We start from the raw sequence: 12,835 nt of genomic DNA, 5'->3' as shown, positions 1-12,835 counted from the left end.
TTACAATTCGTCATCTCTGAACATGGGGCATAAATCATGCAATTTCAGTGAACGCACGTCGCCCAATAGCGTCAAAATATGAGGTCGCAACAACATCCAGCGGATTCCCCTTCATACATCATTCAAGGGAACGCGGAATCCGTTGGAGGTCGTTTTTTACAAATGGATGCTTGAAGAGGGAGCCAAGGGTGCCCAGCCGAGTCCAAGGAGGGGTGAAGAGTTCGGCAGTTGTCCTCTCTCTATCAGTCGAACTTTCCAGTCTTCGGACGTTGGGGAATTCGCAGCTTGGGAGGAGGTTCGGCCCCGCTTGGACGGTCTGCGGACCTGTCACATGCCATGGATTCCGGCCGACCACCAAGGTCTTCGCAACTTGAATCCTTTCCCTGGCAAGACCAGAGCGACCGAGATGCATAACCGGCCTCAGGAAGAGGTCCACCGCGGCACGCCGACTGCGGCTCCAACCTCGCCACCCGGAGCGGCAAGCATCATGTCGAAGATCGATCGAGGAGCGACTGAACCGAATTCAATCAAGAGGTGTGAACATGCTGTACACTGTCGCAAGTTGGAACTGGGCGCCAGGGGATCCTCTGACACCGGCCATGGCGCGAGGGGGCCTGAATCGCTGGAGACCCAAGTCCGAGGAGATCGCTGGCGGCGGTCCGGCCCTGGCCGTGGCACTTCGGTATGATGAGACTCGCGGCCAGGTCGTCGCAGAAGGGGTGACGGCCCGAGGGAGTTGCGGCCCCTGGTCAGCGCCTGCGATCGTCGACTCGGTGGGGGGAGTGATGGTCTTGGCGGCGATTCCGGCAGCCCTCGTTCGGGTGATCGGAACGGCCGAGATCCGGGTTCATGGAGAGGCCGTACCGGCCGTTCCTCGTGCCCACCTCACCATCGGCCCATCGGCGTCAAAGGGACGAGTTCGGGTTGTGGATGGCCGCCCCCTTTCTCAAAAGCAGGCGCAACTCTGCTCCCCCTCAACGGCGACTTCCCGCTCTGGGCCTGCCCACGCAGCAGGCGGGGGGACACCTCGACTCAGAGGAATGGCTCAACCTGAATCGGGTGGACCAGCCTTGAACGAATCCGGCACACCATCTGCATTCCAGAGCGAAGTCAACGTCCACCGCGATTCACGGCCACCGCCAGGGTTCGCGAAAGGCGACCGTTTACGTTTACGGCGGGTTTTCCCGTCACTTTGGAAATGGCAAGAGGATGAAGGATCATGACTCACTTGAATTCACGACTCGCGGCCGCCGCACTCGGTCTGTCGGTGGTAACCGGTAGCGCCCTGAGCCTGGCGCAGCAGCCAAGTCCGGCCGAGAAAGTGGGCGAGGTCCTTGATGAAACCGGTCGAGCGATCAAGCGAGGGGTTCAGGGAGCCGGGGCCACGGTCCGCGACGGATTTGCCCGGACGCGCACCTCGGTGCAAAACATGGAGGTGGTTTCCCGAGTTTACAGCCGGCTTCACTGGGACAAGTCGCTGACGACCGCAACGCTGGAGTTGGAGGTGCAAGCCGGCGGGATCGCCGTCCTCCGCGGGGTTGTCGCTGACTCCACAGCAAAGACAAAGGCCGTGACGCTGGCCGCCGACACTGTGGGGGTGACCCGGGTCGTCGACCAACTCTCGATCGCCCCACCCACCCGCATCATTCCCGGTTCGCCCGATCCAATCCCAGCACCGGCTCGCTGAGCCTGGACATTGCGACACAGGTTCACGACTCGCCTCAGACGGCCCGGACGTGATCGGAGCCATCGGTCCCAAAGCCGCGCCGGCCTTTGGCCAGAGGTTCGTTACCACCCGGCTTGCTCACTCGAGACAAGCGTGCCCCACAGATCCACCCTCTTGAACGGACACCTTGCACGCCGGATCCCATTCGAGCGAAGTGTGGTCGATCCTGTCGTGCACCATGAGAAAACCCGGCGATGGCCAATGGTTGTGTTCACCATTGGCTCGCCGGGTTGGCTCTTTTCAAATGATCAGCAGTCAGCGGAGGAGGTGGGATTCGAACCCACGATAGGCTTGCACCTATTCCGGTTTTCGAGACCGGCCCTTTCAACCACTCAGGCACCCCTCCGAACGAATCTCTGGCTTGCGAGCCGGTCTCCTGGATTGGAAGAACTGCGAGAGCAAAGCACTACAGTCTTCGGCCAAAACACCAGCGGTGACTTTCGCCCGGTGATTGAGCCGGGGGTCCGTCACAAGTCGATAGAGGCTATTGCAGGCCCCCGCCTTGGGGTCTTTGGCCCCATAGACGACACGAGCAATCCGACTTTGAACGATCGCCCCGGCACACATTGGACACGGTTCGAGCGTGACGTAGAGAGTATAACCTTCAAGCCGCCACGTGCCCAGAGCGCGTCCTGCAAAAGTGAGAGCGAGTCGTTCCGCATGAGCCGTTGGATCGTTCAACGTCTCACGCAAGTTGAAGGCTTGGGAAAGGATACGTCCTTCCCGCGCCACAACGGCTCCCACCGGAACCTCGCCAATTGACATCGCCTCGTGAGCGAGCATCAGCGACCGGCGCATCATTTCCTGGTCCCAAGAACCTTCGTTCCCCAGAGACGATTCGACGAAGTCCATGTCTCTTTGACGCCGGAAAAATCCAAAGACAAAGAGACGACCGAGTCTCGCACGAACCGACTGCGGAGAGCGTGTCGGAGACTTCCCGACTCACTCCAGTGCTTGAACCATTACGCATGATTTTAGCGACCTCGATTAGGTTTGCAAGGGGAGTTGGCCTCATCGCGACTTTCCCTTTGGAGAAATTGGGAAAGCCAGGGGCCGCGTCGATGCCTTGGGAAGGAAACCTCTCCCACCAACCCAGCCCGCGATCTTGAGTGAGGGTCGTGTCCCCCTTAAACCTCGGCCGCTGGGATCCGGTCTGGGGATCGCCCCGTCACCTGCTTTGGGCTGAGTGCCATTATTTCAAATCCCAGAGCCTGACCATTCCATCGATACCGCCGCTCGCAAGCCCATTGCCGTCACGCGGGGAGGCCACGGCGGGCAAGACGATTTGATAGAATTCAAGATCATTTTCTTTTTCCGAGTCTTCACCCATGCTAACTTGGGCTGAAGATGTGTTCGCGCACACGTTCCACAGGGAGTGAGTCGGGAAAGGGTCTGCCCGATTGTGCACTCTCATTGCATCAGACGACTGGGACGCGAATCGGAGCTGACGGCGACAGGGAATCATTTCAACGATTCAAAGGAGCAAAACAATGCGAGTGCCCCCCCGCGCTTTCACGTTGATTGAGTTACTCGTTGTCATCGCGATCATTGCCGTGCTCATTGCGCTGCTGTTGCCCGCGGTTCAAGCCGCTCGCGAAGCGGCCAGGCGAATGCAATGCCTCAACAACTTGAAGCAGATCGGGCTCGCCCTGCACAACTATGAGAGTTCCGTGGGCTCATTGCCCTGGGGGCGCGGGCCAGACCGTGGGATCTCCAACAACATGGGATCCTCGGCTTTGGTGATGATTGCGCTCCACCTCGAGCAAGGGGCGGCTTACAACACGGTCAATTTTGCTGACGTGAACAATCCGGACGGCCCGTTCCAGGGGACCAACCTGACGAACTCGACCGCCTTTCGGATTCAGATCGGCACCCTGCTCTGCCCCTCCGACCAAGATCGACTGACAAGCGTATTCGGGAAGACCAACTACGCGGCGGCTTCAGGCAGTGACCCTCGAATCAATAGTACGAGCGCCGATGGGATGTTTCGAGGTGGGGATAACAACACGACCACGGCTCGAATCGTCAGCTTCCGCGACGTGGTCGACGGACTGAGCAACACCGCGGCGTTCAGCGAGAAGGTCAAAGGAATTGGCGGCGCGGCCACGGACAATCGGACCTTTCCCGACCTGGGTACGCCCTCTTCCTCGATCGTGGGACTCTCTCTGCCAAACCCGAACTCGACGGCCATTTACAATGCAGCCTGCAAACCGCTCGACCCTAAGTTGCCGGGGACGACGCTGCAGAATATTCGGCCGCAAGGTTCCATGTGGTTCAGCGGCAACAAGAACCAGGCCAGATACACTCACACAATGCCGCCGAATACCGGAAACTGCGGCTATGGTGCCGACGGCGACGGCGGAGCAATCACGGCCGCTAGCCGCCACTCCGGAGGGGTCAACGTCCTGTTTGGCGACGGCACGGTCCGGTTCATCAAAGGCTCGATCAGCCTGCCGGTCTGGTGGGCTCTGGGGACAACCGCCGGGAACGAGGTTATCTCCGCCGACGCCTTCTGAAGTCAGACGCCGATGCCGCCGAATCGCAAACCTCAAATGCCAAAAGGGGCCGTGTTGTTGCCAACACGGCCCCTTCTGAACATGAAATCACGCGAGACAGCGAAAAAAGCTCCCCGACTAGGACTCGAACCTAGAACCTAGCGGTTAACAGCCGCTCGCTCTACCGATTGAGCTATCGGGGAATCGGCCCACTGAGCATATCGAGCTGAGCGGCTCGGCTCAAGGGCAATTCTTCCGAGTCTCACGAAAGGGAAGAAAAAAAGAAGAAAGAGACAAAAGTTCACTCGCCTAGCGTATCAGGATTTCGGCGTTTCGAAGAGCTTGAAAGAAACAAACTCTTCGTCACGGCGAACTGATTGGCTATTCTTTGCTTGCGGGCTTCGCCTCGTGCTGCTCGATGGCCTTCTCGAGAATGCCGACGATCAGGGCATTCAGCGACGCCTTGTCCTCTTTGGCCCAACTCGCCAGCTGCTCGTGCAAGACGGGGGGCATTCGGATCTGGAAATGAACGACGGTTTCTGGCATGGATAAGGCTCCTCTGCTCGATGGGCTCGAAGAAACCATGCAGCAAGGGATTGGGTCAAGCCCCTCAACGGCTGCATCTCAATTCGCGCGTTGGGGCATGCTCCCTTATTGTACCCGATAACTGCGCGTGCTTTTAAAACATTTTCTTCGCAAGAGGATCGAGTTCGCAAATTAGGTGGGTCAGGGGGGATAACCGGAGGCGACTTGCCGCCGAAACGCAACGATCAGACGGGATGGGGGGGGAATCCGAGGAGGACAGACGAGCCCCTCTCCCTGGAAAGACGAGACGACACGCTGCCCGACATTTTTTTTCGGACTCTCCCGCCGGAAATCGAAATCAAAAAAAGGGGGACTGAGAAGAATTCCCGTCTTTCACATCTCCCGAGGTCATGGCAATGGGGAAGAGCGAATCGGAGGAAGACGAGTCAGGCCTATCCGACGATCGGAGCGGGTCGGACGTCGCCATTCGATCGGACGACGTGGTCCGCCAGTTTGTCGAGCACTGGGGGATGATGGCCCGCTCCTGGGGAATCAACGCGACCATGGGGGAGCTATTTGCACTCCTCTACATTACGGGGACCGACTGGACTGCGGACGAACTCCGGGAGCGGCTGCAAGTTTCCCGGGGCAACGTCAGCATGAATTTGAGAGAGTTGATGGCCTGGGGTGTCGTTCACAAGGTACATCGCCAAGGTCAGAGGCGTGAGTTCTATCGGGCGGAGACCGACGTCTGGACCTTGTTCCGCCGAATCCTCAGCGAGCGCAAACGGAGAGAGTTGGATCCGACACTCGTCGTGCTCGAGCGCAGCGTCGAGACGATCCACCGCGATCCCGCTCTCCGGGAGCTTGAAGGGCGGATTGCTTCGCTCCGCCAGTTCTTCGGGCTGATCAACGGCCTCGCCTCACGGCTCCTGACGCTCGAATCCGACGACCTGGAGGAACTTCGCCATCTCATCGAGTTTTCGAATGGGACGGTTCCGGCGGACTAGCAGGATTCACGAAAGAAATTCTTGCCGCATCGGCCGATAAGACAATGAGGAACTCCAGTTTCGAGGATGTCGCGACAGGAACAGAAGGGTCGCGACCCTCCGTCTTAACCTAATGGTGTGGCCGCGAAACGCTTGCGTGCGATTCGATGGGAACGTCGGCTGTTTCTTTTCTCGACGGGTCATGGAAGCGCGATGCCGATTGCTCTAAACTAATGCGATGGGAGGGAGCGTTCATCGGTTGCTCTCGGACGAGCAGTCCGGCGTTGCACCGAATCCAAGCCCCTCGCCAGTCCGAACGTCTCTCGACGTCGGTTGCCGCGTCGGCGCTCGACTTCATTGGTCGACTCCACTGCGCTCGTTGATCCGTCCGCGGACGAGACGTAGGTACTTGACCTCGACGTCTCCCTCCCAAAGCGCCCGGGCATCGATAGCGAACCTCGCGCGCGGCGATTTCTAGGCCCACCCTGAGCGGAGTCGTGTATGAGCACTGAGTCGGTGGATCGGTATTATCCAGGTCTGGAGGGAGTGATCGCCAACGAGACGGCGATCGCCAACGTGGAAGGCAAGGAGGGGGCCGGGGGACTGGAATACCGCGGGTACAGCATTGAAGATTTGGCCACCGGCGCCTCCTACGAGGAGACGGCATTCCTCCTCCTCCATGGCGATTTGCCGACCTCCAGCCAACTTCGCGAATTTGACGGCCGGCTCCGCTCGTCGCGCACCCTTCCGCTCCCCCTGGTCGACCTCTATCGCCAGATTCCGAGCTCGATCCACCCCATGGACGTTCTCCGGACGTCCGTCAGCGTCCTCTCTCACTACGACCCCGAGGTCAACGCGCCTCCCACCGACCACGCTGCGAACGTGCGCAAGGCGGAGCGGATGATCGCCCAGATGGCGACCGCCGTTGCCTACCGCGAACGAATCAGCAAAGGGCTCGACCTGGTCGCTCCTCGCGAGGACCTCGACCATTCGGCCAACTTCCTGAACATGGTCAATGGCCAGGTCCCTTCCGAAACCATGCGCCGCGCGTTCGACCTCTCGCTCGTGCTCTACACCGAGCACGAGTTGAACGCGTCCACCTTCTCGGCCCGGGTGACGGTTTCCACCCTCTCCGACATCTACTCGGGGATCGTCGCCGCCATCGGCACTCTCAAGGGTCCGCTTCACGGCGGCGCTAACGAGGAAGCCTGGAAGGTCCTCGAGCAAGTGGGCTCCCCCGAGAACGCGGAGAGTTGGATTCAGGACGCCCTTGCCCGCAAGGAGCGAATCATGGGCTTCGGCCACCGCGTCTACAAGACCGGTGACCCCCGCGCCCGGATCCTCAAGGAATACTGCACCCGCCTGGCCGCCGAGGTTGGCGACGATCGTTGGGAACGCATTGCCGAGCCGATCGAGCAAGCGGTGACTTCGCAGAAGAACCTGCCCCCGAATGTCGACTGGCCCAGCGCACGGCTCTACCACTACATGAACCTGGATATTGAGCTCTACACGCCGATCTTCGCCATGGCACGCGTCGCCGGGTGGTCCGCTCACGTGATCGAGCAGCTCGATCACAACCGGCTGATGCGACCCCGGGCTCGCTACATCGGCCCTCCCAACCGTGAGATCAAGCCGATCGAACAACGGTAAGTCGAGTGCACGGCGCGAACGACCGGATTTGCGTCGACATTTCCACGGGCTGAGGAAGGTTGCGTTCGAGCTACCGCCTCAGCCCTTTTTTATTCGATTTGATAAGGACGCTCACCAACAGCGTCCTTTCTCTTTGCGCATGGAAAATCCCATGGAAGGTCGAGCGACCTTCCATGGGATTAAGAAACACTCAAGAGAGAAGGCCGTTATTTCACGTCTTCCTTCTCTTCTTTCTCCATGGGTGCTTCTTCCTTGGTCGCTTCAGCGTCCGCCGGAGCCTTTCCTTTCAAGGCGTCCGTATGCTTCTGGAGCAAATTCCTCATCGCGTCCTTATCGACGGCCTCAGCACGTCCCCGAGGGGGTGCGTTGTACGAATAGCCCAAGAAGTTCAGGAGCCGACCGATCAAGAGCGGCCGCACGCCATTATCGCGGGCAATCCGGATCGCGTCGGATCGCTTCTTGAGAAACTCGGCATGCTCGGCCGTTCCCAGGTCTTCGCGACGGTTCTGATAGTTGACCAGCGGCGGCCGATCTTCCGGATTATCGATGACGTACCAAGAGTCATATCCGGAGATCTTGCCGCGTTCTTTGCCGGCATCGGGCGGGGGAAGGTCGTAGTCGACAATCCCGCCGGCAGCTTCGATCATCCGGATCAGATCCGCGCGGTCATCCTTGCCGTCCCGATTGATGTCCATCTTGCCGATGAGGGCGAATCGCATCGGCTCGTTCGGCGACCAGGCCGGGGAGTAGACAATGTCGTTCACGCGGATCGGGTCGATCGGGCTCTTGGTCTCGACAATCCGGGCGAGGCTGTACTTGTCGGTTACGTGGGTCAGTTCAATCGTCGCCTTCGGCTTCTCGGTCGGGATCCCTGGCGAACCGCTATCGAAGATGGTCATCTTCATCTGAGGGCGGGCACCCATGCCGAAGGTCAGGTTGGTGCGAACTTCGCCACGGCTGTAATCCACATAGGTGATCTTGCCGTCGGGGCGGTCCAGAACGGTCTCCGTCTGGGCCTTGGCATCGCGAAGGTCGCGGACCGTCAGTCGGAGGGCCTCGGTGTTCTTGGTCACCTCCTCCTTATACTGGCGCGACTCCGCCTTCATCGAGGCAATTTCGGTGCTCTTGTTCTCGATTTCCGCTTCGGTTTCCGTCACCTTGTTGTGAAGGTCCGCACGGGCCTGGACGTGCTTCGTCTGCTCGCCCTCGAGATCGGCTTTCGTGCTGTCTCTTGACTGCACGACAACATCCATCTGCTGCTTGTTGACCGTGTTCGCCGCCTCGAGACTTCGCTTCAGCTCGGTGTAGTTGGTCGCCAAGACCGCAGTCATCCTGGCCTGATTCTTGAGCATGTCCTTGACACGGCCAAGCGAGGACAGAAACGTCTTGTTCGGCTCGTTGGTGTAGGCCGAGGAAAGGTTCACCGCAGTGGTCTTCACCTCGTCGAGTGCGGGATTGGAGCCCCCGGCGGCCTGGACCTTGGAGACCATGTCCACGACCATCGGCCCGATCGAGGCGAGGTCTTCGTCAATCTTCTTGCGCTCGTTGGTGATCTCGGTCTTCACGGCCTCGTACTCGAGGGCGCGAGTGCCGATGGCCTTCTGCAGATCCTCGGACTGCCGAGTCGCTTCGTCGGCCGTCTTCGTCGCCGTTCGCGCCTTCTCTTCGGCGGCGGTTAGTTTCTGAAAGGTCTGATCGTAGTTGGAATAGAGGAAGTAAGACGTAACGGCCAGAATCACGGTGAGCGACACGAAGGCCGCCACGGCGATTTTGAGCCCCTGAGACTCGTTAGCTGCAGCCATGGGTGAAGTCTCCCGCCGATCGGACCGTTCGCGAACTGCGCTTGGGGATCCGCCGGTTTGCAGAAAATATGTCACATGGGAAGGGGCGTGCTGGATCAAACTCGGAAAGTCGACAATTTCTCTGAGAACTTCGACGCGCAATCCACAGAAAAGTTCCGACCCGTTTTGATTGTAAAGGCCAAATGCCAATCAGTCAAAAGAAAACGACCAGGGGGTCTGGGTTGTTGCTGGGTCGTCCGACCCTCGGCGACTTGACAGCGCCAGGCTGTCCGATTACCGTTGAAACTCGATTGAATCGGTCTCTACCTCCCTGTTGTCTTGCTCCCTATCGAACCGATATCTCCCCCCGTCGACTTGGTCGACCGCGTCCCTCTACGACCCTCTTGATCCCCGAACCACGTCTCATTTCTCGATGAAACCCAGGCCGACTCTCTATATTCTCGACGCCTATTCGTTGATCTACCAGGTCTTCCACGCGATCCCCCTGATGACAGGGCCCGCGGGACAGCCGACCCAGGCGGTCTTCGGCATTTTCCGAGACCTGGTCAACCTGGTCAGGGAGCGCAAGCCCGACTACTTGGCCGCCGCGTTCGACGGCGCGGGGCGGGTCTTCCGCTCCGACCTCTTTCCCGAATACAAGGCCCAGCGCTCGGCCATGCCCGAGGAGCTTGTGCCCCAAATTCCGGTGATCCGCCGAGTCTTTGACGGGTTCCGCGTCCCAGTGCTCATGGAGGCGGGGGTCGAGGCCGACGACGTGATCGCGACCGTGAGCCGGCGCGCGGAGGAACAAGGGCTCGACGTCGTCATCTGCACGGCCGACAAGGACGCCCGCCAACTGCTCAACGACCATGTTCGGATCTTCAACCTTCGAACGCAAAAATTCCTTGACGTCGCTGGGTTGAAGGGAGACTGGGGCATCCGCCCCGACCAGGTGGTCGACCTCCTCGCCTTGACCGGCGACACTGCGGACAACGTCCCAGGGATTCCCGGCATCGGCCTTAAAACAGGAGCCAAGCTTCTCGAAGAGTTCGGCGACCTCGAGACCTTGCTGGCCAACGTGGATAAAGTCTCGGGAGCGAAACGGAAGGAAAACCTCCGCGAGTTCGCCGAGACCGCGCGGATGGCCCGGAGCCTGATCGTCCTCCGCGAAGATTTGCAGCTCGAGCTCGATTGGGAAAGCCTCAAAACCACAGCGCCAGACACCAAGCTCCTGAAAACGCTCTGCATCGAGAGCGGATTTCACCGCTTCCTCACCGAGCTTCCCGAAGACGAAAAGGTCCCCGAACCGGTCTGGGAGACCGATTACCGCATCGTTGATACGCCCGAGCTGCTCCGTGAGTTCGTTGCGGAATTAACGGAGCAGCCTCGATTCTGCGTGGATACCGAAACCACCGCGATCGACCCGCTCCGCGCGGATCTCGTCGGCCTGGCGTTCAGTTGGAAAGAAGGGGTCGCCCACTATCTCCCGGTCCGCGGACCAATGTGGGACAAGCACCTCGACGTCGCGGCTACCCTTGAGTCGCTCCGCCCTGCCCTCACCAATGTCTCGAGCGAGAAGATCGGGCAGAACCTCAAATATGACATGCTCGTGCTCAGCCGTTACGGGATCGAGATCGGCGGACCGATCACCGATACGATGGTCTTGAGCTACCTGCTCGAAAGCGGCGAACGCAACCACAACCTCGACCAGCTCGCCCACCGCTTCCTCGACCACACGATGGTGCCGATCTCGGAGCTAATCGGCAAAGGGAAAACGCAGAAGACTATGGACCAGGTTGAGGTCGCCCGCGTCGCGCACTATGCCGGCGAGGATGCCGACGCAACCTGGCGGCTCGAGGCGATCCTGGCCGCGAAGGTGCGAGACGAGGGGCTTTGGCCCCTCTACGACGAGCTCGAGCGGCCACTCATCACCGTTCTGGCCAAGATGGAAACGGCCGGAATCAAGGTCGACGTCCCCTTGCTCAGCCGCCTCTCCAAAGAGTTCGGCGACCGGCTGGACACGATTGAGGCGGAGATCTACACGCTCGCCGGGCGTTCGTTCAACATCGGGTCGGGCCCGCAGCTCCGCCAGGTCTTGTTCGAGGAGTTGAAACTTCCATCGCTCCAGAAAACCCCCGGCGGTGAGCCAAGCACCGCCCAGGAGGTGCTCGAAGAGCTGGCCGCGAAGCATCCGCTCCCTCGGCTCCTGATCCAGCATCGCCAGCTCGCCAAGCTCAAGAGCACCTACCTTGATTCGTTACCAGGCCTGGTCCATCCCGGCGACGGTCGGGTTCATGCGTCGTTCAACCAAGGGGTAACGGCCACCGGACGGCTCAGTTCGAGCGACCCGAATCTCCAGAACATCCCGGTTCGAACTGAGGACGGTCGGCAGATCCGCCAGGCGTTTGTGGCAGGCGCCGAGGGGTGGTCGTTGCTCACGGCCGACTACTCGCAGATCGAATTGCGGATCCTCGCCCATTTTTCCGGCGACCCCGCGCTCCGCCAGGCCTTCGCCGATGACCACGACATTCACCGGGTCGTCGCCTCGCGAATCTTCGGTGTCACCGAGTCTGCCGTCGATTCTGCGATGCGGCGAGTCGCCAAGACGGTCAACTTCGGCGTGCTCTACGGCCTGAGCCCGTACGGCCTGGCGGGCCGGCTCGGCATCTCCCAGACCGACGCCGCCGCGTTCATCGAAGCGTATTTCCAGGAGTACGAAGGCGTCGATACCTTCATCACCCGAACCCTCGAAACCGCGCTGGCCAGCGGGCGAGTGGAGACGATTCTCGGACGCCGCCGGCCGATCAATGGGATCAAGAATACAACCGGACACAACCGCAACGTGGCTGAGCGCACGGCGGTCAATACTGTGATCCAGGGGTCGGCCGCCGACCTGATCAAACGAGCGATGTTGGTCGTCGACCGGGAGATTCGCACCCAGGGCCTCCAGGCGAGAATGCTGCTCCAGATCCACGACGAACTCATCTTTGAAGCCCCCAGCGAGGAGATCGCCAGACTCGCCCCGCTCGTTCGGGACGCCATGACCGGCGCCTTGACGCTAGATGTTCCCCTCAAGGTCGACCTCGCCGTCGGCCCCAACTGGCTGGACGTCCAGCCCTTGAACCTGAACTGAGGTAGATCGTCACCTTTTACCCCTACCAAGGTGAACGTGACGGCACAATCGGCCCGAGAGATTTCCTAAGCGGAAGAAATTCCCTCGAGATCTGAGGAAAATCGTGTGGCCAAGTCCGAATGCCGTTGCAGCACCCGTGTGAATGGAGTATAAATAGTTCGTCTGTCTGTCATCCGCTCTTGCATTCGTCAATGCCCCTTTCGCGGATACCGGATCCCTCCCATCAACGGCCTGTGCGAGCCAATGAACGTCTCGAGCGGCAAGGTTCGACGACGTGACACCGTCGGGGACCCGCCCAACTGGATCTGAACGGATCTAAAACTCTTCCCTTGGGACATTCACTCGTTCCCTCAATGACAAGATTTGAGAATGCGTAATTATCGCGCTCATGCGACGTTGCCGGGCCTTGTCCCGGCACGATGATTCGCACGACTTAACTTACTGATACGTTCAGGATTGCCTCATCGGTCTGTTTTGCCTCTGGCGATTCGAACTCCTTTCGAACGAGCGCTGTCGGCTGAAGTTGGCTCAAGGAT

Annotated in this window: 8 protein-coding genes and 2 tRNA genes; 5 read left to right on the top strand and 5 right to left on the bottom strand. The window is 59.9% G+C overall.

Annotated features, from left to right (window positions below; genetic code table 11):
• Positions 1-1,219: 1,219 nt before the first annotated feature.
• Positions 1,220-1,687 carry a BON domain-containing protein gene (locus SINAC_RS26355; protein WP_015248622.1) on the top strand — a complete coding sequence of 156 codons (468 nt, stop codon included), beginning with the start codon at positions 1,220-1,222 and terminating at the stop codon, positions 1,685-1,687.
• A gap of 298 nt (positions 1,688-1,985) precedes the next feature.
• On the opposite strand, the gene SINAC_RS26350 is transcribed toward SINAC_RS26355, so the two are convergent.
• Together SINAC_RS26350 and tadA are read right to left on the bottom strand one after the other, a co-directional pair.
• Positions 1,986-2,072 (bottom strand) — tRNA-Ser (locus SINAC_RS26350).
• Positions 2,051-2,578: a tRNA adenosine(34) deaminase TadA gene (tadA, locus tag SINAC_RS38220; RefSeq protein ID WP_015248621.1), complete on the bottom strand. Its 528-nt coding sequence runs from the start codon at positions 2,576-2,578 to the stop codon at positions 2,051-2,053. The genes SINAC_RS26350 and tadA overlap by 22 nt, the downstream gene beginning before the upstream one ends.
• A gap of 638 nt (positions 2,579-3,216) precedes the next feature.
• Here tadA and SINAC_RS26345 point away from each other — a divergent pair.
• Positions 3,217-4,242, top strand: a complete 1,026-nt coding sequence (locus tag SINAC_RS26345; protein WP_015248620.1) for a DUF1559 domain-containing protein — start codon at positions 3,217-3,219, stop codon at positions 4,240-4,242.
• Positions 4,243-4,351: 109 nt separating this feature from the next.
• On the opposite strand, the gene SINAC_RS26340 is transcribed toward SINAC_RS26345, so the two are convergent.
• Together SINAC_RS26340 and SINAC_RS39155 are read right to left on the bottom strand one after the other, a co-directional pair.
• Positions 4,352-4,424 (bottom strand) — tRNA-Asn (locus SINAC_RS26340).
• Between the two features lie 178 nt (positions 4,425-4,602).
• Complete coding sequence (locus SINAC_RS39155; protein ID WP_015248619.1) at positions 4,603-4,767, bottom strand: toxin-antitoxin system HicB family antitoxin; 165 nt, start codon at positions 4,765-4,767, stop codon at positions 4,603-4,605.
• 395 nt (positions 4,768-5,162) lie between these two features.
• Between SINAC_RS39155 and SINAC_RS26335 the strand changes: the two genes are divergently transcribed.
• Both SINAC_RS26335 and SINAC_RS26330 read left to right on the top strand, forming a co-directional pair.
• The gene (locus SINAC_RS26335) at positions 5,163-5,756 is read left to right on the top strand and encodes a GbsR/MarR family transcriptional regulator (RefSeq protein WP_015248618.1); all 594 of its coding nucleotides are present in this window, start codon (positions 5,163-5,165) and stop codon (positions 5,754-5,756) included.
• A gap of 480 nt (positions 5,757-6,236) precedes the next feature.
• Entirely contained in the window at positions 6,237-7,385 is a 1,149-nt protein-coding gene (locus SINAC_RS26330; protein WP_015248617.1) for a citrate/2-methylcitrate synthase, read from the top strand.
• Between the two features lie 206 nt (positions 7,386-7,591).
• Here the strand turns inward: SINAC_RS26330 and SINAC_RS26325 are convergent, their stop codons facing one another.
• Positions 7,592-9,187, bottom strand: coding sequence for a coiled-coil domain-containing protein (locus SINAC_RS26325; RefSeq protein WP_015248616.1), 1,596 nt, complete (start codon positions 9,185-9,187; stop codon positions 7,592-7,594).
• Between the two features lie 412 nt (positions 9,188-9,599).
• Between SINAC_RS26325 and polA the strand changes: the two genes are divergently transcribed.
• Entirely contained in the window at positions 9,600-12,299 is a 2,700-nt protein-coding gene (gene polA, locus SINAC_RS26320; RefSeq protein WP_015248615.1) for a DNA polymerase I, read from the top strand.
• Positions 12,300-12,835 lie beyond the last annotated feature (536 nt).

This window comes from Singulisphaera acidiphila DSM 18658 (genome assembly GCF_000242455.2).
In the GTDB taxonomy this organism is placed as follows: Bacteria; Planctomycetota; Planctomycetia; order Isosphaerales; family Isosphaeraceae; genus Singulisphaera; species Singulisphaera acidiphila.
Note: the sequence above shows the minus strand (reverse complement) of the source record. Positions and strands in the feature narration are given on the sequence as shown.